Below are 22,796 nucleotides of genomic sequence, written 5' to 3'. Positions count from 1 at the left end.
TTCCCGCCAGTAGGGCTTGAAAGATTCGCCTGCGCGGCAGGCTTTTCCTAAGGGGAGCCGATTGCGGGAACATTGCACCGGGGAACCCGCGACGACCTACCCGGCCATCGGGAAGCTCAATCTAAAAGTCGCACCTCCGGTCGGTCCGTCGACAACGCAAACCTGTCCACCGTGAAGCCTGGCAATTTCCTGAACGAGGTTGAGCCCAAGACCGAACCCTTTGCCGCGCCCGGGGAGGCGATGAAACGGCTCGAAGATGCGGTCCCGCTCCTCCGGCGGGATACCGTTTCCTTCGTCGGTTACGGTGATGCCGGTGGCACGACCAACATGGACAATTATCCTGCCACGGCGGCCGCCATGTTGGATCGCATTCTGTACGACATTGGCGACGGCCCGCTCGATAGCCATGCGATCACCGAGAACCTGGACGATCTCCTCGTCCTTGATGAAGCAGGGTTCGTAATTGGCAGCGATCGCAAGCGGCGCCAGCTCCGAAACCACGTGCTCGGCGATCTCCACGAGATCGACCGAAGCCGGTTCGAAACGATGATTGAGGCGCTGAAGATCGAGGAATTGCTCGGCAAGGGTCGCAAGGCGAACCGTATCCTCGAAGAGCCGCTCTTTCAAAGGGCCTGCCGGCAGGCCATCGAGACGTGTCTGCAGGATCGCGACCGGGGTACGCCACTCATGGGCAAGATGAGAGAAAAGACGTTTCTCCCGTTCATAGCCTTCGTCCAGCCGGCTCAGCGCATCATTGACGGCTTCGACAAGCGGCAGGATCTCGCGCGGGACATCGTCGACCGGCAGCCGCGTACCCTGGCGATTGATATCGATCTGTCCGGCGCGAGCAACGGCGGAATCGAGCGAAGAAAAAGCGCGGCGAACCACGATCGGCGCGGCAATCATCGTTGCGATCGCGGTGACGATCAGCAGCGGGAGAAGGGCGCTAAAGAAGACAATACTCATGGCTCCAAGGATGCGGACCGTCGATACGCTGCCGTCCACGCCCGTCAGGACCTGGATCTCGCCCGCCGGAGACGATACCCATTGCAGCCGGGCGGCCGGCACGATACTGCCGCCGAGATTGCTGCCGAAACGGGCCTGTCCGATACCGTCGAGCGCAGCGCCGATCGTCGCATAGGCCGGAGGCACGCTTCCGTCTTGGATCACAGCGCCGCTGCGATCACGCACGACGAACCAGAGACCCGGCAAATCTCCGCGCCGTGCCGTAAGCGCCGGTGTCTCCTTTAGCACAAGGGCGCCATTCTGATCGCGCCCGAGGGACTGGGAGATGGCATCGATGGTCTCGTCTTCCGGCTGAAGCGAGATGAAACTGCCGGTCGCCCACAGAGCGGCGACGATGAGCACCGCAAGCAGCGACAGGAAAATCGCCTGCAGGAATGACAGGCGCGATACGAGACGCCATCGCAGGGAAGGTTGGCTTGCGATCATGATTGCTGTCTCATCAGATAGCCGATACCGCGAACGGGATGGATCTCCAGACCGGACTCCACGGAGGCAAGCTTGCGGCGAAGACGGGAGATATGCGCATCCAGCGTATTCGACTGGATATCTTCGCTGAACCCGTAGACGGCCTCTTCGAGCGCATGACGCGGCACCGTGCGGCCAAGTCGGCGCGCAAGCGCCTCGAAGACCAGAACTTCCCGGCGTGGCAATTCGAGCCGTTGGCCTTCGATCAGTATGTCATGGCAGCCGAAGTCATAGGACAGCCTGCCGAAATTCACCACCTCGGTCCGCAACTCGCCGGGGCGTCTCAGAATGGCCCGCAGTCGTGCCAGCAGCTCCTCTATGGCAAAAGGCTTGACGAGATAATCGTCGGCGCCGGTATCAAGACCGCCAATACGATCGTCGAGATCGCCGCGTGCAGTCAACACGATAACGGGCGTATTGACGCCGGCAGCCCTCAGCTTCGGAATGATCGACAAGCCGTCGCCATCCGGAACCTGCCGGTCGAGGAGAATGGCATCGTAAGGGAGATTTATCGCAGCCTCTTCGGCATCGGCCAGCATCGATACATGATCGACGATGGCATCGCGAGCCTGCAACGCAGCCCTCAGCGCCGCTGCCATTTCCGGCTCGTCTTCTAGTAACAAGATCCGCAATGAACCATCCCCAAAATGGAACGACTGCATTGCATAAGCGGATTGCGGGAAGATTGCGACCCTCTCCGGGCTACACTCTATTATGTATTGGAGAATTCGGACCGATATGCTGCCGGCATGCGAAGATCTCGGCCAGTTCGGCTTTCGACGCCAGTTAGGTCGCAAGGGAAGGCATCGCCTCCCCCTGCGATATCCGCCGTGCGGCGGCCGATAGGTAAGCTACAGCGAACGGAGCGGTGAACACACCACACAAATGGTTTCCCGTCCGCCGCAATTTCGCAGCCGTCCCGCCATTCTCGAACCAACAGAGGTCAAGAAGGACGAGCAGTAAAGTGTTCATCTGCATCAAGCCCACCTCATTTAAGGCGGCTCACATGCAACGCCAGCAAGCTGCGATAATCCAACCCTTCCTCACGCTCGGGAAGGCCGATATCACGAAGCTGATAATTCGATAATCCGGATACATCCTCATAGATCTGCCGCCGTTTCCAGGCGACAAACAGCAGGGCTTGTGCAGTCCTCCAGGCACCGAATTTCTGGTAAAGTTCATCGATCGTCGCCGTCAAACTCTCGGCAACTATAAATTGTGAAGGAGCCATCGTTATTCCTGGCGCAATCACGCGACCAGGTCCTCTTGAAGCTTGACCGGCTTCAGGAGCGGATGCGTCGACGACGCACCAAGTCATTCCCTGGGCAGGTCATATAGGTTTAATGGGAAAACGCCTAAGCGGCGGCAGATAAAGCTTTTAAAGCTTTAATTATAGAGTCGTCGCGCAGTTGGTGCAGCACACACCAAGGCCATCGACATCATTCCGCCGGAGACGTATGTAAACATATGTAGATTATGCATGTCACGCCTCCCTGTTCGATTTGCGGATGGACGTATCATACGCGAGATCCGCCAATCGGCAACCCCACAATTTCGAATTGCAAATATCCAGCACAATATGTTGCATCGAAGCAACAGTGACGACGTTGGCGAGCAGAGGAGGATCGCTGCCGCAGGGGGGGCCTGACTGCCGGCAAGGTCTGCCAAGTTTGAAGCCGGGCTAGAACGAATTGACGATGCCGCCCCCGGTACGCATCTGCTGCACCATGATATGGGCGTGGTAATGCATGGCGCATTTGATGGCATAGATTTGCAGCACGACGGGAGAGCGCCGATGCCGCAGGAGATTGAAAAGCCGCGCGCGGTAAGTGGCTCGCAAATCCGCCTCCTTCACTCGGCGCATCAGCCGGAGGAAAATCCCGACCGCCTCGAATGCCCATGTCGCGTTGAGCGCCAGCAAACGCAGCGGGTGGCGGCGCAGGTGGCGTAAGCGGGTACTTTCCGGTTCGATGCGGGCATCGATATAAAGCGCATCCAACCGATCGAAATAGGCGGCCGGCTCATGCAGATCGCTGAGGACAGAAAGATATCCGTCCCGCAAGGTTTCGCGCGAGAGATTGAGCGGGATGACATTGGTGCCGTAGGCTGGCGGATCGTCATGATCGAGCCTGCCTTCCTTGGCGAGACGTGTATAGAGCGGCGTCTTCGGGATCGCCGCCAGCATGCCGATCATGGCATTGACGATGCGCGCATCCTTGATGAAAACCCGCTGCGCATCGAAGATGGTTGCATCGTCGCTGTCGAAGCCCAGGATCATGCCGCACCAGACCTCCATGCCGGTCTGCTGGATCGTGTGGATTTTCTCCAACATCGTCCCGCCCTTGCGCAGGTTCTGCAGCTTCTTGGTTTCGCGCAGCGCCTCCTCGTTCGGGGTTTCGATACCGATGAAGACGACACGGATATTGGCATCGACCATCAGCTGCATCAGTTCGGCATCGTCAGCCAGATCGATCGACGCCTCCGTCAGAAACGTCATCGGGTAATGATGACGCTCCTGCCAGGCGACGACATCGCGCAGCACTTCCTTGATCGCCTTCTTGTTGCCAATCAGATTGTCATCGACGATGAAAGCCGTATCCATTCCGGACGCGAGCAGGGCCTCCATCTCGGCGATGATCTGCGTGCTGGTCTTGATGCGCGGCTTGCGGCCGAAAACCACGATGATGTCGCAGAAATCGCAGGTAAAAGGACAGCCGCGCGAAAACTGGATGCTGCCAACAGCATATTCGTCCATCTTCAAGAGATCGAAGCGCGGCACGGGCACCTTGCTCATATCCGTCTTGTCGGCCTGTTCGTAGCGCCGGGCATGATGACCCTCCTGCCATTCAGCCAGGAATTTCGGCCAGGTCTCCTCCGCCTCGCCGATGAAGGAGACATCGACGAGGTTGCCGAAATAATCCTCCTTGACCGTAACCCAAGGTCCGCCGACGACGGTGAAACAGTTGCGCCGTTTGAGTTCGGTCAGGATTTCCGTCATACGAAAGCGCTGAACGATCATCCCCGTCAGCGCAACGATATCGGCCTTCTCGCAAAGGCCGTAGTCTATCGGCTCGATATTCTCATCGACTAGAGTGACGGTATGTGTGGCCGGCGTCAGCGCCGCCAGCAAAGGCAGGCAGGCCACCGGAAGATTGGCCTTGACGTCGAACAGCGGCAGAGCGTGCTCCATGCCCCAATAGGAGGTTTCGAAACGCGGATTGATGATGACGATATGAGCCATTGAATAGTCCGCTCCATGACGTGAAGATCTGGTTCGGTATTGCTTTAAGCCTGTATATCATTTGCAGCTGCATCCGCCGACCTTCCGGCAGCGAAGCAGGGTCTTCCAGCATCGAGGCGGCTGTCTTAGCAGCCCTATATGAGCTCAGGATTAAATTCCGGATGCCTCCGGCCGCTGGGTGTCCGAGCAACCACCCGCGCGGGACATTCTTCTCGCTGAGCGCACCGCATGCTAGATAATACCTCCCCCTTGAGGGGGGAGGTCGCCGCAAAGCGGCGGGTGGGGGTGACAATTGTCTGGCCTCAGAGATTGCCGCAGTCACCCCACCCCGGCCTACGGCCGACCCTCCCCCCCAAGGGGAGGGTGAGCTTCTACCACTTCAGTCTACCGAGGATGCCTCTCATCCAGTGCCGATCCGACATGGGCAAATGAATCGCCCACGCCGCCGATAAAAATTTTTACGGCGGCAATGTCGAAATCGTCCCGACGCAATCGTCTTTATTCCAGACATGGCGCGAAAGCATATTATCGGATCTTTCGCACCTTGAACCGAACCGGATGAAGGGAGCTGCAAAATGAGTTCGTCCTATCGTTGGGTGATCGTCGGTGCCGGTGCGCTGATGACTTGTGTTGCGCTCGGCGCGATGTTTTCGCTGGCGATCTTTCAAGTGCCGATTGCCGCGGATACAGGCTGGTCGCATGCCGGCATCGCCGCCGCCATGACGCTGAATTTCCTGACCATGGGCCTCGGTGCCTTTGCCTGGGGAGCCGCAAGCGATCGCTTTGGCATCCGCATCGTAGTGATGACCGGCGCGTTGCTGCTTGGGCTGGCGCTTGTCCTGGCAAGCCGGGCGGGGTCGCTTCTGCAATTCCAGCTGACCTACGGCATTCTCGTCGGCCTTGCCGCCAGTGCCTTCTTCGCCCCGATGATCGCGGCAACGACCGCCTGGTTCGACAAGGGCAGAGGTCTTGCGGTATCCCTGGTCTCAGCCGGCATGGGCGTCGCACCGATGACGGTGTCGCCGTTCGCCCGATATCTTATTTCGGCCTATGACTGGCGTTTCGCCATGCTTGTCATCGGCATCATGGCGTGGGTTCTGCTGATCCCGGCGGCGCTGCTGGTCCGGCGAGCACCGGTCCTTGCCGAGACCACCGGCGCGGATGGACAAAGGGAAGAGCGGAGCCTGCCGCTCGGGCGGATCTTCAGCTCGCCGCAGTTCCTCGTGCTCGGCGCGACCTTCTTTGCCTGCTGCGCAGCCCATTCCGGACCGATCTTCCACATGGTCAGCTACGCCACCATCTGCGGCGTGGGGCCGATGGCAGCTGTCAGCATCTATAGCGTCGAGGGCCTTGCGGGTCTTGGCGGCCGCCTCCTTTACGGGACGCTTGCGGACAGGTTCGGTGTGAAACCGGTGCTGGTCGCCGGCCTCCTGGTGCAGGCGGCGGCACTTGCCACCTATCTGCTGGTCAGCGAGCTTGGCGAGTTCTATGCGCTGGCGGTCGTCTTCGGCAGTGCCTATGGCGGCGTGATGCCGCTTTATGCCGTGCTGGCGCGCGAATATTTCGGGCCGCGCGTCATTGGCACTGTCTTTGGAGCGGCATCGATGCTCTCGAGCATCGGCATGGCAGCCGGACCTTTGATCGGCGGCTGGATCTTCGATACCTTCGCCAACTACTCCTGGCTCTTCATCGGCTCCTCCATGGTGGGGCTGGGGGCGGCCGCCATCGCGCTTGCCTTTCCGCCCATGCGGCGCTTGCAGCTGCAGCCGGCCTGAAATCAGCGCGAAGAGGCCTGGACTCACATCTGCGAACCATGTCGGGTGCCTCACATTTCGCCGCGCCCGACAGCGCTTTTGCCGGCGACAAGCCCCGGCCGTTACGCCGGGCAATGACATATTCATATTTCTTGATACTTACACACAGATTTCCATGAGCAACAGCGGTTGCAGCCATTGCAATTTTCAATTTTTGGCCAACACTCACATATGCATCAGGTGCGTGATCTCCTGGGGGAGGAAATCAGGAGAGCATCCACTGGCGCGACTTTCCGCGCCCATCGGCAGGAAAGTCCTGCGTAATGTCATTATGGGGGACATGACACGGGTCTTTTGACCATGTCCCTGGTGCAATTGGGAGGATTGATTCATGGCATCCACGTCCGTGGCCGAGACGACGAGTCGAGGCATGACCAGGGAGGAGAAGAAGGTCATCTTCGCCTCCTCCCTCGGAACCGTGTTCGAATGGTACGATTTCTATCTTTACGGTTCTCTGGCCGCCTTCATCGGCACGGCCTTCTTCAGCGACTATCCGGAAGCAACCCGCAATATCTTCGCCCTGCTCGCCTTTGCCGCAGGCTTCCTCGTCCGGCCGTTCGGCGCCCTCGTCTTCGGGCGCATCGGCGATCTTGTCGGACGTAAGTACACTTTCCTCGTCACGATCCTGATCATGGGTCTTTCGACCTTCCTGGTCGGCGTCCTTCCCGGATCGGCGAGCTGGGGCATCGCCGCGCCTGTCATCCTGATCATCCTTCGCCTGCTGCAGGGCCTTGCGCTTGGCGGCGAATATGGTGGCGCCGCCACCTACGTCGCCGAGCATGCGCCCGACAACAAACGCGGCTACTACACGTCGTGGATCCAGACAACGGCAACACTCGGCCTGTTCCTGTCGCTGATCGTCATCCTGATCGTGCAGAATGCGCTCGGCAAGGAGGCTTTCGCAGCCTGGGGCTGGCGTATTCCCTTCCTTCTCTCCTGCCTTCTGCTCGCCATCTCCGTCTGGATCCGGCTATCGCTCAGTGAATCGCCGGCCTTCAAGAAGATGAAGGAAGAGGGCAAGGGCTCCAAGGCACCGCTCTCCGAAGCCTTCGGCCAGTGGAAGAATGCCAAGATCGCCTTGATCGCGCTGCTCGGCCTCACCGCCGGCCAGGCGGTCGTCTGGTATGCCGGCCAGTTCTACTCGCTGTTCTTCCTGCAGAACGTGCTGAAGGTCGACGGCCAATCGGTCAACATCATGATCGCGATCGCGCTTCTGATCGGCAGCGGCTTCTTCGTGTTCTTCGGCTGGTTGTCCGACAAGATCGGCCGCAAGCCGATCATCATGGCGGGCCTTGCGCTGGCGATCCTCACCTATTTCCCGCTCTTCAAGGCGCTGACCAATGCCGCAAATCCCGCCCTCGCCCAAGCGGAGCAAACCGTCCGGGCGACGGTGACGGCTGCTCCTGGCGATTGCACTTTTCAGTTCAATCCGGTTGGCCTCACCAACCAGTTCAACAATTCATGCGACATCGCCACCTCGTTCCTGTCGAAGTCGTCCGTGCCCTACATGATCGCCGAAGGCCCAGCCGGACAGCCGGCAACCGTCAAGATCGGCGACGCGACCATCACCTCTTACGATGCAACGGCGGCAGGTGCCGGTACAGCGGCCAAGAGCGCTGCATTCACGCATGACATGAACCTTGCCCTGCAAAAGGCCGGCTTCCCGCTGGCGCGCGATCCCGTCAAGGTGCCGGACGCCAAGCTTGACGCCTTCATCGCCGCAAACCCGGAACTGGGGCTTGACGGGGCGACCGTGCGGGCGGGCGACAAGACAGTCACCCCAGTTGCAGATCTCGTCAAGGCGAAGCTTCTGACGGCGGATCAGGCCGGTGGCGCAACTGATATGCCGGTCTACACCATCGCTAAGGGTGGTGCCTTCAAGGTGGTTGCCGATCCTGCGGCCATCAACTGGCCGCTGACCATCCTCATCCTGACCATCCTCGTCATCTACGTGACGATGGTCTACGGCCCGATCGCCGCAATCCTGGTGGAGATGTTCCCGACCCGCATCCGCTATACCGGCATGTCGCTGCCCTATCACATCGGCAACGGCTGGTTCGGCGGCCTGCTGCCGGCAACGGTCTTCGCCATGAGCGCCGCCAAGGGCGATATCTATTATGGCCTCTGGTACCCGATCGCGATCGCTGCGATGACTCTGATCATTGGCCTTATCTTCGTTCGGGAAACCAAGGGCGTCGATCTGAACAGCATCAAGTAACCGCATAAGGCCCGGCGTTCAGATGCGGCACGCCGGGCCCATTCGTTTTCCTTTCAGTTCCTGATGGAAGCGCGGATTTCAGCTTCCGCAAACAGCGTGCAGCAGCACCAGAAGCGAAAAGAGGACCATTAGGCCTGCCAGAAAATGCTGCAGAATCGACCAGGCGCGTTTGGTTGCCGCAAGGCTTGGCCGCGGCGCGAGAGAAGCGAGATAGAGCACTGTATCCATGAAAACCCCTGGCGCATGTTTCCGCAGACGCAACGTGAATACCTCGCCATCGCGGACATTGCTGATATTTGACGGTTTATATTGTCTATAAAATTAGTAGATTAAAGGAAGGTTTTTTCGGCTCTCTCGAAATTTCAGACAAATTAAACTCGCTGGCGACAGGCGTCGGCAAGACTTGCTCGGTCTCGCCGCCCGTCTGTAGAGACCCGAATGGAGGCGAACCGGAGCCTGGGAAAAATTTATTCTATAGATTAAATAAACAAAGCAAGGCGCGTCCTTTTAATTGATCGCCAGGGGCTTACGAGTACCGCTGACAATCATCGAACCCCACGCCCATGACCTTGCTGGATGCCCAAAATCTTTCGCTTGCTTTCGGCTCGACACAGGCTTTGTCGGCAGCGTCTCTAACCGTTAATCGCGGCGAGGTCGTCGCACTGATGGGAGCGAACGGTGCCGGCAAGTCGACGCTGGTCAAAATCCTGTCGGGCATCCACCGCGCCGATTCAGGGATCATCCTATGGAATGGCGCAGATTATCGCCCCGAAAGCCCGGCCGAGGCGACGGCGCAGGGCATCGTCACCGTGCATCAATCGACCGATGTCGTCGGCGTCGCCGGACTCTCGGTCGCAGATGCGCTGCTGCTTAACCAATATGTTGACGGACGCCAGCCCTTCTTTCTGTCGAAGCGTTCGGTGCGGCGGAAGGCGGAAGCGATCCTGTCGGAAGCCGGCTTCGACCTGCCGCTCGACCGGGATTTTGGCGATCTCGGCACTGCCGACCGGCAGATGGTCGCCATCGCCCGCGCCCTTTCCAACAAGGCACAGCTGCTGATCCTGGACGAGCCCACCGCAAGCCTGTCTGCGCGCGAGACGGCCCGGCTTTACGATATCGTCCGCCGGCTGAAGGCCCGCGGCCTGGGCATTCTCTATATTTCGCACCGTACGGCCGATCTCGATGCGCTCGCCGACCGCGTTGATGTCCTGCGGGGCGGCCGCAATGTCGGTGCCTTCTCGCAGCCGATCGACTTCGACGTCGCCATCGAAACCATGATTGGCCGCTCCATGAAGGCGGCTCGCCCACATCGCCGTGAACAATTCGACCGGACCATACTGGAGCTTCAGGCTGTCCGGCTGCTGGCCGACAGCCCGCCGATCGATCTCAGGCTCCATGCCGGCGAGGTCGTCGCCATTACCGGCGTTCTCGGCGCCGGCAAGAGCCGACTTCTGTCGACACTTTTCGGCCTTGAGCGCTTTGCCTCCGGCACGGCACTTCTGGACGACATTGCATTTCAGCCCGGCTCGCCCGCGGATGCGATCGCGCGTGGCGTTGTCATGGCTGCCGCCGACCGGCATCGCTCTTCTCTCATGCCATCGGACTGGCCGGGAGAGAGTATTGCGGCAACGATCAGCCTGCCGCATCTGAAACGTTGGTATCCGTCGGGCTTCCTGTTTTCCGGGCGGGAGAGCCGCGAAGGAGGAAGGGCCGTTCGGCGTCTCGGCATAAAGGCCTCCAGTCCCGAAGCATCCGTCTGGTCGCTTTCCGGCGGCAATCAGCAGAAGGTCGTGCTCGCGCGCTGGGAGGCCGAGCCAAGCCGCCTCCTGCTTCTCGACGAGCCCTTTCAGGGGGTCGATGTCGGCGCCCGCCAGGACATTATCACGGCCATACGCGCCCACACCGACCGCGCCACCCTGATCGCGACATCCGATCCGGAAGAAGCACTCGAAGTCGCCGACCGCGTGCTGGTGATGGAACATCATGGTCTCAAAGACGCCGCTGACGCGGCCGCAGGCGACCGACAGAACAAGGAATATGCCTGATGAGTGAAGGTACCGCAGAAATTCCCGAACAGGTCAGGCAAGCAGGCAATACGATTACACCGCAGGAGTTCGTGCGGCGCGGAGCGGTATTTCTTCTTCTCATTGCCCTTGTCATCATCTTCAGCTTCACCCAGCCGGCCTTCATCAACATCAACAATCTGATGAGCATCCTGCAGGCGGTTTCGGTGGTCGCCATCATCGGTGCCGGCGTCACGGTGACGCTTGCGATCGGCGGCTTCGATCTTTCCGTCGGCGCGGTGGCTGCCTCCAGTGTCATGGCCGCGAGCTATGCGATGATCGTGTGGAACCTCGACGCCTATGAGACCGTGCCACTGGTACTCGCCTTCGGCGCGATCGTCGGGCTCGTCAATGCTCTGCTGATCGTTCGGCTGAGGGTGCCGGACCTGCTCGCGACCCTCTCCACCATGTTCCTGCTCACGGGATTGCAGCTGATCCCGACAGCCGGGCGCTCGATCTCTGTCGGTCTGATCCTTCCCGATGGGACGAAGGCGATCGGCAAGGTCGATCCCGCCTTTTTGACGATAGGACGTTCAAGCCTGTTCGGCACAGTCCCCTTCCCCGTCATTCTCATGCTCGTCGTGGCGCTCGTGCTCTTCGTGCTGACCGAGCGTACGCGTCTCGGTCGCCTTCTTTACGCAACCGGCGGCAATGAAGCCGCGACGCGGCTTGCGGGCGCTAATGTCGCCCGTCTGAAGACCTTTGCCTATGTGCTCTCGGGCGTTCTCGCCTCGCTGGGCGGCATCATCGTTGCCGCCCGCGTCGGTCGAGGAGACGTTTCCTCCGGCGCCTCGCTGCTGATGGATTCCGTCGCAGCCTCGCTCATTGGTTTTGCCGTGCTGGGACTGCGCCGTCCCAACGTTCTCGGCACGACGATCGGTGCCGTCTTCGTCGGCGTGCTCCTGAACGGGCTGACGATGCTGAACGCGCCCTATTATACGCAGGATTTCATCAAGGGCGCCGTTCTCGTCGGTGCGCTCGCACTTACCTATGGGATCAGCCGCGGCAGAGCATGATCCCGCCATCCGTCCCCACTCAACGCTCAATGGATTTTCAATGATCAAATTATTCAAAATCATAGCTTCGGCCGTCGTCGCCGGCTCGCTTTTCATGACCACGGCATCGGCTGCCGGCATTCCCGGCGCGCCCGCTCCTTTCGATAAAAGAACCGTCAATATCGCCGTCATCAGCTTCCTTGGCAGCGGTGACTGGCTGCAGGCCTTCGAGGCTGGCGTCAAACGGCAGGCTGATGCGCTTGGCGTCAACCTCACCGTCTCGCAAGCCCGCAATGACAATGACACGCAGCGCAATCTCGTCGAGCAGGCGATCAATCTCGGTGTCGATGGCATCATCATCAACAATGGCCGTCCCGAAGTCCTGAAGGATGTCGCGCAGAAGGCGCTCGACAAGGGCATCAAGGTTGTCGCCTATGACGTCAACCTCGACAATCCGCAAATTCCGCAGATCGAACAGAGCGACAAGGATATGGCCAAGCTCGTGCTCGACCAAGCCGTGAAGGATAAGGGTGATGGCTTCACCGGCGGTGCTGTCTACGTTGCCGGTTTCGCGCCGCTCGACCGCCGCTATGCGGTGTGGAAGGATTTCATCGTCAAGCACAATCTGAAAGAAAAGGCCGTCTGGGGTGTCGTCAACGACACCGTTCCCGCCTCCGTCGCCGACCAGACCAAGGCGGTGCTGCGCGCCAATCCGGATATTTCGGTGATTTTCACGCCATGGGATGAATTCGCCAAAGGCGTGAAGCTCGCCATCGACGAACTCGGCCTTTCCGGTCAGGTGAAGATCTATGGCGTCGACACCTCGACCGCCGATATCCAGCTGATGATCGAGCCGGATAGCGCCTGGGTCGCAACGGCCGCCACGAATGCGGCAGTTGTCGGTGAAGTTTCCGTCCGCGCCGTTTCGCTCGCCATTATCGGCCAGTCTCCGGGCCACTCCGTTCTTCTGCAGCCGACGCTCATTACGCGTGACGATCTCATCAACAACAAGATCGGCACGATCGAAGAGCTGCAGCAGAAATTCCCCGCCTTCCTGAAAAGCGATGCCGCGACGGCTGCGTGGATCCCGACGGCCAAGAACTGAGGCTTATCAGCCGCTTTCGCAGGTGCCGCCGTGAAAGGCCGCCCTCTTTACTTCCTTACGCATGAGAAGAGCCATGGCGTCCACCGACCTGCCCAAACCCGACTTTGCCCGCAACATGACACTGATCGGCCATAGCGATATCGGCGGCCGTGGCGATGGGCTGCAATTGATGGTTCATCGAGGCTACGCCTATGTCGCCCATCCCTGGTCGCAGGGCTTCTCGATCGTTGACGTACGCGACCCGAAAAACCCCAAGACGGTCAATTACGTGCCAGCGCCAGCCAACACCTGGAACATCCATCTGCAGACGCATGAGGACCTGCTGCTGGTCATCAACGCGCTCGATCTCTTTGCCGACGTGGAAACCTTCACGGACGAGAAGGCCTACTACACGCAGTCCGTTGGCGAGACAGTCGCCTCCAGAAAGCGCGAACGCGCCTGGACCGCTGGCATGAGCGTGTTCGATATTTCCGTTCCCGACCGGCCGCGCAAGATCGGCCAACTGGATGTCGAAGGCGTCGGCTTTCACAGGCTTTGGTATGTCGGCGGCCGCTATGCCTATGCCTCGGCGCTGCTCGACGGTTTTACCGACTATATCTTCGTCACTATCGACATGGCTGATCCAACCAGGCCCGAACTTGTCGGCCAATGGTGGCTCCCCGGCATGAACCGCGCGGCGGGCGAAACTCCGAACTGGGGCGACGGCAAGCGCTATGCGCTGCACCATGCGCTTGTCCATGGCGACACCGCCTATGCCTGCTGGCGCGACGGCGGACTGACGCTCCTCGATATCAAGGATCATTCCGCCCCCAGGCTCATCAAGCACCATAACTGGTGCCCGCCCTATGGCGGTGGCACGCATTCGCCGCTGCCGCTTCCCGGCCGCGATCTTCTTGTCGTGGCGGATGAAGCCGTGTTGGACAATGAGGAAGACGGTCGGAAACATACCTGGGTCTTCGACATCCGCGTGCCCGAAAATCCGATCAGCATCTCGACGTTCCCGATCCCGGCCGAAATCGACTATGCAACGAAGGGCGGCCATTTCGGACCGCACAATCTGCATGAAAACCGGCCCGGCTCGTTCGTCTCCGAGACGCTGATCTTTGCGACATGGCAGAATGCCGGCATCCGCGCCTTCGATATTTCCGACCCCTATCATCCTGTCGAAACGGGCGCTCTCGTGCCCGCAGGCCCGACCGCCATGACCGACCGCCGTCCAGGTCGTCCGAAAGTCATCCAGTCCGCCGACGTCTTCGTCGATGCTAGGGGCCTGATCTATGCGACGGATTACAACGCCGGACTTGAGATCATCGAATATGGCGACTGATGCGCGAGCTTAGCTCCCAATCGATATTCTCTATCGACGAAAGAAGAGAAGTTTTTTCCAGCACGGCATGAGTCGACATGTGAGTGACGAGGCTGACCTTGTCGTCAGGCACCCGTGCCAAAACGCGCCCGATAAAAGCCGGGTGTTATGGCAAGATGCTTGAGAAAGGCCCTATGCAGAGTGTCGAGGCTTGAAAAACCCGAACGCTCGGCGATACGGGCCAGCGGCCAGTCAGAGCTTTCGAGAAGCGCCTTTGCCCGTTCCAGCCGAGCGGCTTCCACGAATTGCGCCGGCGTTGTTCCGGTTTCCTTTCGGAAACTGCGCGAAAAGGTGCGCTCCGTCATACCGACCCGGTTGGCAAGAGCAGGTCCAGATAGATCCCCTGTCGGATCATCGACGATCTCGCTCAAGAGCTGCCGCAAGCGCGGCGTGGCGTTCGCCTGAAGGGCTAGGCCCGTGCTGAACTGCGACTGACCGCCCGGCCGGCGCATGAACAATACCATCTGTCGCGCAACGGCAAGAGCAGTCTTCGAACCACAATCGGCCTCGACCAGCGCCAGACATAGATCGATGCCAGCCGTAATGCCGGCCGAAGTGAAGACAGGCGGCTCCGCCACAAAGATGGCATCGGGCTCGACCTCGATCTGAGGCCGCAACTCTTTCAAAAGCGCACAGGAATTCCAGTGCGTGGTCGCTCGTCTGCCATCGAGGAAACCGCCGGCCGCGAGGATGAAGGCTCCGGTGCAGACACTGGCCATGCGCCGGGTAGGCCCCACCTGCGAATGCAACCAGGCAAGCAGGTCCGTTTGAAATATGACCTGCCGAAGCCCATCCTCGCTGCCGCCCGCGAGGATGATCGTATCGAGATCGGCAGGCAGTTGCTCCAGGCTCGCGGTCTCGCCGAAGACCAGCCCACCGGCAGAGCTGCTCTTTATGGCTCCGCCCGCTGGGGACGCGAGCAGAACCTCATAAGGCCCCGCGCGCTCGGGCAGATGGAGATTGGCCATCGCGAAGACCTCCATCGGTCCGACGATATCGAGCGCCTGAACGCCGTCATAGCCGATAACAACGATGCGCCGAGGGGAATGTCCAGAATCCTGCATTGGCGGAAAATGCGATATCTTTGTCATTTTCGCCAGCCTGCGAACCAAATATTTCCGAGGGCATGACATCAAAAATCCGGACACGTGCCATGGATCGCCATCCCCTCAGAACCTTGCTTCTCGCCCTGTTTTCATTTTGCATCGCGATTTTCCCTTTCGAGAGACCTGCAACAGCGGCAGAAAATGCCATCCGGCTCCCGACATTCAAAGCCGGGCGGACACGGCCCCTCATCGCGATCGCCGCCGACAACCGAGGCACGGAGACGACCGATCTCGTCATCCCCTACGGCGTCCTGCGCAGTGCCGGTGTCGCCGACGTCGTGATCGTCTCGACCCAGGCCGGCATCGTGAACCTCATGCCGGCGTTGAAAATCAAGCCGGACGCGACAATGCCGGACTTTGACCGTGAGCATCCAGAAGGCGCCGACATCGTCATCGTCCCCGCCATGCATGATGACAGCAGCCGCAACGTCATTGCCTGGATTCGCGAGCAATCATCGAAGGGTGCGATGGTCGTTTCGATCTGTGAGGGCGCTTGGCTTGCGGCAAGGGCCGGCGTGTTCGACGGCAAGCGCGCCACCACCCATTGGTACGCCCTCGACAAGATCCGCCGTACCTTTCCGCGGACAGAGTGGGTTCATAACCAGCGTTACATCGTCGACGGCAATGTCATGAGCACCGCGGGCGTCACGGCATCGATCCCCGCTTCCCTGACTCTGGTGGAGGCCATTGCTGGCGCGCAGAAGGCGCGCTCGGCTGCCGCCCGGCTGGGTGTCATCGATTGGAGCAGCGCGCATGATTCCACACCGTTTCACATGACAACGAGCCGCCTCTGGCGCTTTGCCGGCAACACCCTTGCCTTCTGGAACCACGAGACCATCCGCCTGTCCGTGGAGCACGGTTTCGATGAAATCGCGTTGGCGCTGACGGCGGAGGCGTGGTCTAGAACCTATCGTTCGAAGGCTGTCATTGCGGAGCCGGCCCAATCCATCCGTTCGCGCAACGGCCTCGTGCTCGTGCCGGACCTTTCGACCCATACCGATGCCTTGGTCGTGACGGTTCCCGCGCGCCCGTCCGCGCAGGCGCTGGATCAGGCGCTGTTGGAGATTACCGCGCGATATGGTGCACGAACATCCGATATCGTCGTGCTGCAGCTCGAATATCCCATACGGCATTGATCCATCATTATCCGCCGCCGATCTGGCAAAATTCGTTGATCGTCGGCGGCTGCACTCTCGCGACGAACACGGCAGCTAAGGCATGACTTGCGCCACCTTGCCCGTTGCCTTTTCGGCAATCGATAGTACGCATAATTGTTCTTTATTAGAACGCTGAATTCCCCCATCATCCCTGACATTGGTGGATAACGAGACGAAAAGTCCGGTCGCCCAATCAACAGGGGAACTATCAGCATGTCTCAATTCATGATGAATCGTCGCCGTTTCCTGTCCAATGCCGCCTTGGTCGGAGGTCTCGCCGCGACACAGACCTTCGTCGGCATCCGCGCGGGCAAGGCCGCCGATGTTGCCGAAGTGCGCATGCAGCTCGGCTGGCTTGCTTCCAACGGACTCATCGGCGAAGTCGCGGCACAGAAGAAGGGCTTCTTCACCGAGCAGGGCATCAATCTCACCATCGTCCCCGGCGGCCCGAATGTCGATGGCGTCGCCGGCGTTGCAGCAGGCCAATCCACCATCGGGCAGATTTCCTCCAGCCCGTCCGTCATGCTCGCCCGCTCGGCCGGCATGCCGGTCAAGGCGTTTCTGGCCGGATACCGTAAGCATCCCTTTACGTATTTCTCGCTGAAGAAGGCACCGATCCGCGAGCCGAAGGACATGATCGGTAAGACGATCGCCACGCAGCCGACCGCCTTCATCCTGCTGCGCGCGCTGCTGGCCAAAAACGGTATTCCGGAAGACAAGGTGAAGATGGTCAACATGGGTTCAGATATGAACCAGCTGATCACCGGCCAGGCCGATGCCGTTACCGGCTGGGTGACGAACACCAATGCGCTAAAGGTGCTCGGCGGCGAGCGTGTCGATATGATGCTTTGGGATGCAGGCCTCCAGCTCTACGCCAACGTCTACTACACGACCGACGAACAGCTCGACAAGCATTCCGACGTGCTGGTGCGCTTCACCACGGCCGCCGCCAAGGGCTGGGGTTATGTTCGCGACCATCCGGAAGAGGCGGTCGACATGCTGGTCGACGCCTATCCCAACCTCGACAAGACCAGCGAGCTCGAGGCCGTCCACCCGGTCATCGATTTCTCCTTCGGCGACAGCACCAAGCAGACCGGCTGGGGTGCGATGAACAAGGACAATTGGGCCGCCCAGATCAAGGCTTATGCCGATCTCAAGCAGTTTGCCGGCGCCATACCGACCGTCGACGACGTCGCTACCATGGCGATCCTCGACGCGACGACCGAAATCCGTAAGCAGATCGGGTGAATGCCATGATGAGCGCCGCTACCATCAAGCAGCAACAGCCGCTACCAGCAGCCGAAACGACGAGGCTCGCGGTTTCTATTCGCGATCTCGACATTCGCTTCGGCGACAAGGGTAACGAGTTCACCGCTCTCTCCAATGTCTCCGTCGACATTCCCGAGGGGTCGTTCGTCACCATGCTCGGGCCATCCGGCTGCGGCAAGTCGACCTTGCTGCGCTGCATCGCCGATCTTGTCCATATCAGCGACGGGTCGGTTTCGGTGTTCGGCCGGTCGCCACGAGAGGCACGTGAGGGTCGCGATTTTGCCTTCGTCTTCCAGGAGGCAACGCTTTTGCCGTGGCGGAGTGTCATCGACAATGTCCGCCTGCCGCTGGAAGTCGGCAAGCACGACAAGAGTTCCTATGCCGATCCCATGGAGCTGCTCGCCCTCGTCGGTCTCAAGGGTCGCGAAAATGCCCTGCCGCACGAATTGTCCGGCGGCATGCGCCAGCGCGTCGCCATCGCCCGCGCCCTGATAACCAAGCCGCGTATCCTTTTAATGGATGAGCCTTTCGGCGCCCTGGACGAAATCACCCGTGACAAGCTCAATGAAGAACTGCTTCGCATCTGGCGCGAAACCGGCACGACCATCGTCTTCGTCACCCATTCCATTCCTGAGGCGGTCTTCCTCGGTCAGCACGTGCTGATGCTGCAGGCGCATCCCGGCCGGGTGAAAGAGTTCATGGAGGTCGATCTTCCCTATCCCCGCACCCTTGCGATGCGCGACACGGTCGACTTCATCAAAGTCACAGCGCATCTGCGCGCGCTGCTGGAGGAATGCATATGAGCAACGCCGTGCACTCCGACTTCGGCCGTATTGCCAAGACGCCGCGCAAGGTCGCCATTCTCGACGCCACCGTCGGCGTTCTCTCCTCGCACATGCCGGCGATCCTTGCAGCACTCGGCTGCATCGTGCTCTGGCAGGCGGTCATCTGGATCTTCAAGATCCCGACCTTCATGGCGCCGAGCCCACTCGATGTGCTCTACGCCTTTCGCGACAATGCCGCGACACTGACGCGAAACTTCCTGCCGACCGTGCTCGAGGCCGTTCTCGGTTTCGTCTTCGGCAATCTCGTCGCCATCCTGCTGGCGATCTGGTTCGTCCACAGCGCGACTGCCGAAAAGGCCTTCTATCCGATCGCGGTCTTCGTCAAGGCGATCCCGATCATCGCGCTGGCGCCGATCCTCGTTCTGATCTTCGGCAATGGCGTTGCCCCGAAGATTATCATCGCCGGCCTGATCTGCTTCTTCCCGACGCTGGTCAACATGGTCCAGGGACTTCGCTCCGCGAGCCCCGCCATGCTCGACCTGATGCGGGTGCTTTCGGCCAGCAATTCAGAGATCCTCTGGAAGGTTCGTCTCCCCAGCTCGCTGCCATTCCTGTTCGCCGCGCTGAAGATCGCCGCGACGAGCAGCGTCATGGGCGCGATCGTGGCGGAATGGATCGGCTCCAGCTTCGGGCTCGGCGCGCTCATCATCGAGGCGACCTACAATTTCCGCTCGCCGCTGCTTTACGCGACGGTGGTCATTGCCGCGCTGCTGGCCGTGATCCTCTTCTTCATCGTCTCGGTCGCCGAGGCGAAGATGATCCGCTGGAAGCCGGCTGGACAGCACTAAAGCTTAGAAAACATCGAGGGAACACCAATGGAACAGGTTATTCACCAGCCTGCACGGGATATCCGTGTCGTCGATCGCTCCGATGTGGTCGTGGTCGGCGGTGGCCCGGCAGGGATTGCCGCAGCCGTCTCGGCCGCACGCAACGGCGCCAGCGTCACGCTTCTCGAACGCTATCCCTATGTCGGCGGACTTGCCGCCGGCGGCATGGTGCTCGTGCTCGACGACATGATCAACGAGCTTGAAATCACCGTGCGCGGCATCTGCATAGAGATGATCGAGCGCATGAAGCGCTGGGGACTGTGCGTGACCCCGACGGATCGCGATCGCCTGATCGAATTCCGCGATACGCCGGAGGCCTGGCAGCGCTGGGCGCGCTGGGGCCTCTTCGACTTCCACACCCAGTCGATGCCGCATCCGATCTGCTTTTCGGCCGCCTTTGATCCCGACGCCTTTAAGCGCGCCGCCTACGACATGATCGCCGCAGCGAGGATCAAGCTCAGGACCCATAGCTGGTTCTCCTCGGCGATCGTCGAGGATGGCACAATCAAGGGCGTGATCTGCCAGACCAAGGAAGGCATGCAGGCGATCCTTGGTGATGTCGTCATCGACACGACGGGCGATCTCGATGTCGCCGCAAGCGCAGGCGCTTCCCATGTCGAATCCAACTTCATCCTGACGACGGTTTCGCGCTGGGGCGGCGTCGATACGGAAGCGGCGGAGCGTTTCGAGCAGCAGGAGCCGGAAGCCTTCAAGGCGCTCGATCATGAAGCCAAGCGACTGATCGGCGGCTGCTGGTCCTTCTGGTGGTTGAAGACGCCGCTGCCCGGCGTCGTCTGGCTGAACTGCCCGCATATGCCGACGCTGAGTGGTCTAAAGGTCGACGACCTGACCAGAGCGGAGATGGAAGGCCGCTCGCGGATCGCAAAGCTGCTCGATTTCGCGCGGGAAAAGATGCCCGGCTTCGAGAATGCCTATGTCGTCGATTTCGCACCGCAGACCGGCGTGCGCCAGACGCGGCTGCTGCAGGGAGATTATGTCGTGACGAAGGACGACGTCATGACCCGCCGCCATTTTGCCGACACCGTCTGCCGCGGCCGCGATTATTACACGCCTTACCGCGCCATGTTGCCGAGGGAGGTCGACCAGCTGATCGTTGCCGGCCGGCATTATTCTTCAACGCCGCAAGCACAGAAATCCAGTCGCGAGATCCCACCGTGCATGGCGATGGGCGAGGCGGCGGGTGTCGCCGCAACCGTCGCCCTCAATGCCGGTACGACCGTTCGCAAGGCCGATGTCAAGGCAATTCAGAAACAGATGCGGGCCCAGGGCGCCGATCCCGGCGACATTCCCTCGGAGAACGCGACATATTTGGAGGCTGCAGAATGACGACTTTGCCACTCGACGGAATCCGCGTGATTGACTTCACACAGGTTATGCTCGGGCCTTCCTGCACGCAGGTCCTGGCCGACTACGGCGCCGAAGTCATCAAGATCGAAAAGGTCAAGATCGGCGATCTCTCGCGCTGGTCGCTCGGCTCCGATCCGGACGGGCTCAACAACCCGGTCTTCTGCTCTTTGAACCGCAACAAGAAGAGCCTGGCGCTCGATCTGAAGGATGCCGGCGCCCGCAAGACCGTCCAGGCGCTGCTTGAGACTGCCGACGTGGTCGTCAACAACTTCCGGCCCGGCGTCATGGAACGCATGGGTTTTGGCTATGAGGATCTCAAGAAGACCAATCCGCGCCTGATCTATGCCGTCGGCACGGGTTTCGGGCTGACCGGCCCCTATCAGCACAAGGGCGGCCAGGACGTGCTGGCGCAGGCCGTCTCCGGCGTCATGCGCCGCAAGTCGGACAACAGCCACCCGACCTCGATCTATGCCACACCGCTTGCCGATTATTCTGCCGGCATGCACCTCGTCCAAGGTATCCTGCTTGCTCTTCTGCAACGCGACAAGACCGGCGAAGGCCAACAGGTCGCCGTCAGCCTCTACAACTCCATGATCGCCATGCAGATGCAGGAGGGTACGACGCATCTGATGCGCCAGAAGGATCTAAACTGGGGCGCCTTTCCGCTGACGGGTGTTTTCGAGACAACCGACAGTGCGATCGTCATGGTCGGCGCCTTCAAGCCGAACCCCTTGCGCGACATCTGCGAGGCGTTGGAGATCGAGGACCTCTCGCAATATCCGCACTACAAAGATTTCGATGCCCAGATGGCGCGGCGGCCGGAATTGCAGGCGATCTTCCGCGACAACTTCGCCAAGAACAGCACTGCGCACTGGATTGCACGGCTGGAAGGCGTCGACATCCTCTGCGCGCCGGTGCGTTCACTCCCCGAGGCGCTGAAGGACGAGCAGACGATCATCAACAAGATGATCCTCGAGGCAGGCGAGACCGCCGCCGGTCCGATCCGCCTGATCGGCTCGCCGATCGACATGTCGGCTGCTCAGGTGACTGTTCGGATCGCGCCGCCGCAGCTCGGTCAGCACAATGACGAGATTCTCGCCTCGCTTTCCGAGGTGCAGGGAGACGCGGCATGAGCGTTACCTTCACCGTAAAAGACCGCGTCGCCCGCGTCACGCTGGGTCGGCCCGACCGGATGAACGCCGTCGATGCCGAGACAGAAGCCGAACTTGAGGCGATCTGGACGGAGATCGAGAGGCGCGACGATATCAGTTGCGTCGTCCTGACCGGTTCCGGCGAAAAGGCTTTTTGCGCCGGCGCCGACCTCAAAGGCGGCAGCGGCAGTTCCGGCGTCGATTATTGGACCGTCGGGCGGGAGAACGGCTTTGGCGGCCTCGCCTTCCGCCGCTCGCTCGACGTGCCCGTGATTGCCCGCGTCAACGGCTATGCGCTTGGCGGCGGCTTCGAGATGGTGCTCGGCTGCGATATCGTCATTGCGGTGGAAACGGCCCGCTTTGGTCTACCTGAAGCCCGCGTCGGCCGCATGCCGCTCGATGGCGGCATGGTGCTCCTGCAGCGCAAGATCCCGTTCAACCGCGCCATGGCCGTTATGCTGACGGGGCGGCAGTTCAGTGCGAATGAGATGGCAAGCTATGGCGTCGTCAACGAAGTCGTATCGGCCGCAGGGCTGGATGCGGCTGTCGATCGCTGGGTCTCGGACATCGTCGCCTGTGCGCCGCTATCGCTCCGGGCCATCAAGCAGACGGTCAATCGCACCGCCCATTTGAGCCCGGTCGAGGCTCAGGCATTGCGCACGCCGGCGCTCATCAAGGCGCTGAAAAGCGAGGATGCCCTGGAGGGTGTGGCGGCTTTCCGCGAGAAGCGGGCACCCGTTTGGCGCGGCAGATAGGCATGCTATAGCTTCGAGATTGCCG

At 60.5% G+C, this 22,796-nt stretch carries 18 protein-coding genes; 13 read left to right on the top strand and 5 right to left on the bottom strand.

Annotation, left to right across the window (positions count from 1 at the left end):
• Positions 1 to 96: 96 nt before the first annotated feature.
• The 4 genes from AC13RM_RS12885 to AC13RM_RS12870 all read right to left on the bottom strand — a co-directional run bounded on the left by AC13RM_RS12885 (position 97) and on the right by AC13RM_RS12870 (position 4,732).
• A complete protein-coding gene (locus tag AC13RM_RS12885; protein WP_374821260.1) occupies positions 97 to 1,452 on the bottom strand; it encodes a sensor histidine kinase in 1,356 nt (451 codons plus the stop codon).
• On the bottom strand, positions 1,449 to 2,123 hold the full coding sequence (locus AC13RM_RS12880) for a response regulator transcription factor (RefSeq protein ID WP_488555153.1): 675 nt from the start codon (positions 2,121 to 2,123) through the stop codon (positions 1,449 to 1,451). Before AC13RM_RS12880 ends, AC13RM_RS12885 begins: the two co-directional genes overlap by 4 nt.
• A 356-nt stretch (positions 2,124 to 2,479) precedes the next feature.
• The gene (locus AC13RM_RS12875) at positions 2,480 to 2,722 is read right to left on the bottom strand and encodes a DUF1127 domain-containing protein (RefSeq protein ID WP_374818950.1); all 243 of its coding nucleotides are present in this window, start codon (positions 2,720 to 2,722) and stop codon (positions 2,480 to 2,482) included.
• Between the two features lie 450 nt (positions 2,723 to 3,172).
• Positions 3,173 to 4,732, bottom strand: a complete 1,560-nt coding sequence (locus AC13RM_RS12870; protein ID WP_374818947.1) for a B12-binding domain-containing radical SAM protein — start codon at positions 4,730 to 4,732, stop codon at positions 3,173 to 3,175.
• 575 nt (positions 4,733 to 5,307) lie between these two features.
• On the opposite strand from AC13RM_RS12870, the gene AC13RM_RS12865 reads away from it, so the two are divergent.
• The 6 genes from AC13RM_RS12865 to AC13RM_RS12840 all read left to right on the top strand — a co-directional run bounded on the left by AC13RM_RS12865 (position 5,308) and on the right by AC13RM_RS12840 (position 14,254).
• On the top strand, positions 5,308 to 6,507 hold the full coding sequence (locus tag AC13RM_RS12865) for an MFS transporter (protein WP_374818944.1): 1,200 nt from the start codon (positions 5,308 to 5,310) through the stop codon (positions 6,505 to 6,507).
• A gap of 370 nt (positions 6,508 to 6,877) precedes the next feature.
• The gene (locus tag AC13RM_RS12860; RefSeq protein WP_374818941.1) at positions 6,878 to 8,764 is read left to right on the top strand and encodes an MFS transporter; all 1,887 of its coding nucleotides are present in this window, start codon (positions 6,878 to 6,880) and stop codon (positions 8,762 to 8,764) included.
• A 563-nt stretch (positions 8,765 to 9,327) separates the two neighbouring features.
• Complete coding sequence (locus AC13RM_RS12855; RefSeq protein WP_488555152.1) at positions 9,328 to 10,809, top strand: sugar ABC transporter ATP-binding protein; 1,482 nt, start codon at positions 9,328 to 9,330, stop codon at positions 10,807 to 10,809.
• Positions 10,809 to 11,843, top strand: coding sequence for an ABC transporter permease (locus AC13RM_RS12850; RefSeq protein ID WP_285174292.1), 1,035 nt, complete (start codon positions 10,809 to 10,811; stop codon positions 11,841 to 11,843). The genes AC13RM_RS12855 and AC13RM_RS12850 overlap by 1 nt, the downstream gene beginning before the upstream one ends.
• A gap of 40 nt (positions 11,844 to 11,883) precedes the next feature.
• Positions 11,884 to 12,927 carry a substrate-binding domain-containing protein gene (locus tag AC13RM_RS12845; protein WP_285174293.1) on the top strand — a complete coding sequence of 348 codons (1,044 nt, stop codon included), beginning with the start codon at positions 11,884 to 11,886 and terminating at the stop codon, positions 12,925 to 12,927.
• 73 nt (positions 12,928 to 13,000) lie between these two features.
• Positions 13,001 to 14,254, top strand: a complete 1,254-nt coding sequence (locus tag AC13RM_RS12840; RefSeq protein ID WP_488555151.1) for an LVIVD repeat-containing protein — start codon at positions 13,001 to 13,003, stop codon at positions 14,252 to 14,254.
• Between the two features lie 104 nt (positions 14,255 to 14,358).
• Here AC13RM_RS12840 and AC13RM_RS12835 read toward each other — a convergent pair whose 3' ends face one another.
• A complete protein-coding gene (locus AC13RM_RS12835) occupies positions 14,359 to 15,384 on the bottom strand; it encodes a GlxA family transcriptional regulator (RefSeq protein WP_488555150.1) in 1,026 nt (341 codons plus the stop codon).
• 62 nt (positions 15,385 to 15,446) lie between these two features.
• Here AC13RM_RS12835 and AC13RM_RS12830 point away from each other — a divergent pair, with 62 nt between their 5' ends.
• The 7 genes from AC13RM_RS12830 to AC13RM_RS12800 all read left to right on the top strand — a co-directional run bounded on the left by AC13RM_RS12830 (position 15,447) and on the right by AC13RM_RS12800 (position 22,771).
• Positions 15,447 to 16,535: a DJ-1/PfpI family protein gene (locus AC13RM_RS12830; RefSeq protein WP_488555149.1), complete on the top strand. Its 1,089-nt coding sequence runs from the start codon at positions 15,447 to 15,449 to the stop codon at positions 16,533 to 16,535.
• Positions 16,536 to 16,769: 234 nt separating this feature from the next.
• Entirely contained in the window at positions 16,770 to 17,804 is a 1,035-nt protein-coding gene (locus AC13RM_RS12825) for an ABC transporter substrate-binding protein (protein WP_488555148.1), read from the top strand.
• Between the two features lie 5 nt (positions 17,805 to 17,809).
• Entirely contained in the window at positions 17,810 to 18,628 is an 819-nt protein-coding gene (locus AC13RM_RS12820) for an ABC transporter ATP-binding protein (protein WP_374818918.1), read from the top strand.
• Positions 18,625 to 19,458: an ABC transporter permease gene (locus tag AC13RM_RS12815; RefSeq protein WP_440478261.1), complete on the top strand. Its 834-nt coding sequence runs from the start codon at positions 18,625 to 18,627 to the stop codon at positions 19,456 to 19,458. Before AC13RM_RS12820 ends, AC13RM_RS12815 begins: the two co-directional genes overlap by 4 nt.
• 27 nt (positions 19,459 to 19,485) lie before the next feature.
• Complete coding sequence (locus AC13RM_RS12810; RefSeq protein WP_488555147.1) at positions 19,486 to 20,844, top strand: FAD-dependent oxidoreductase; 1,359 nt, start codon at positions 19,486 to 19,488, stop codon at positions 20,842 to 20,844.
• Positions 20,841 to 21,998 carry a CaiB/BaiF CoA transferase family protein gene (locus AC13RM_RS12805; protein WP_488555146.1) on the top strand — a complete coding sequence of 386 codons (1,158 nt, stop codon included), beginning with the start codon at positions 20,841 to 20,843 and terminating at the stop codon, positions 21,996 to 21,998. The genes AC13RM_RS12810 and AC13RM_RS12805 overlap by 4 nt, the downstream gene beginning before the upstream one ends.
• Entirely contained in the window at positions 21,995 to 22,771 is a 777-nt protein-coding gene (locus AC13RM_RS12800) for an enoyl-CoA hydratase-related protein (RefSeq protein WP_488555145.1), read from the top strand. The genes AC13RM_RS12805 and AC13RM_RS12800 overlap by 4 nt, the downstream gene beginning before the upstream one ends.
• Positions 22,772 to 22,796: the final 25 nt, after the last annotated feature.

Source organism: Martinezella sp. CNPSo 3732 (assembly GCF_057784515.1).
This window is presented reverse-complemented; position numbering and strand designations above follow the sequence as displayed.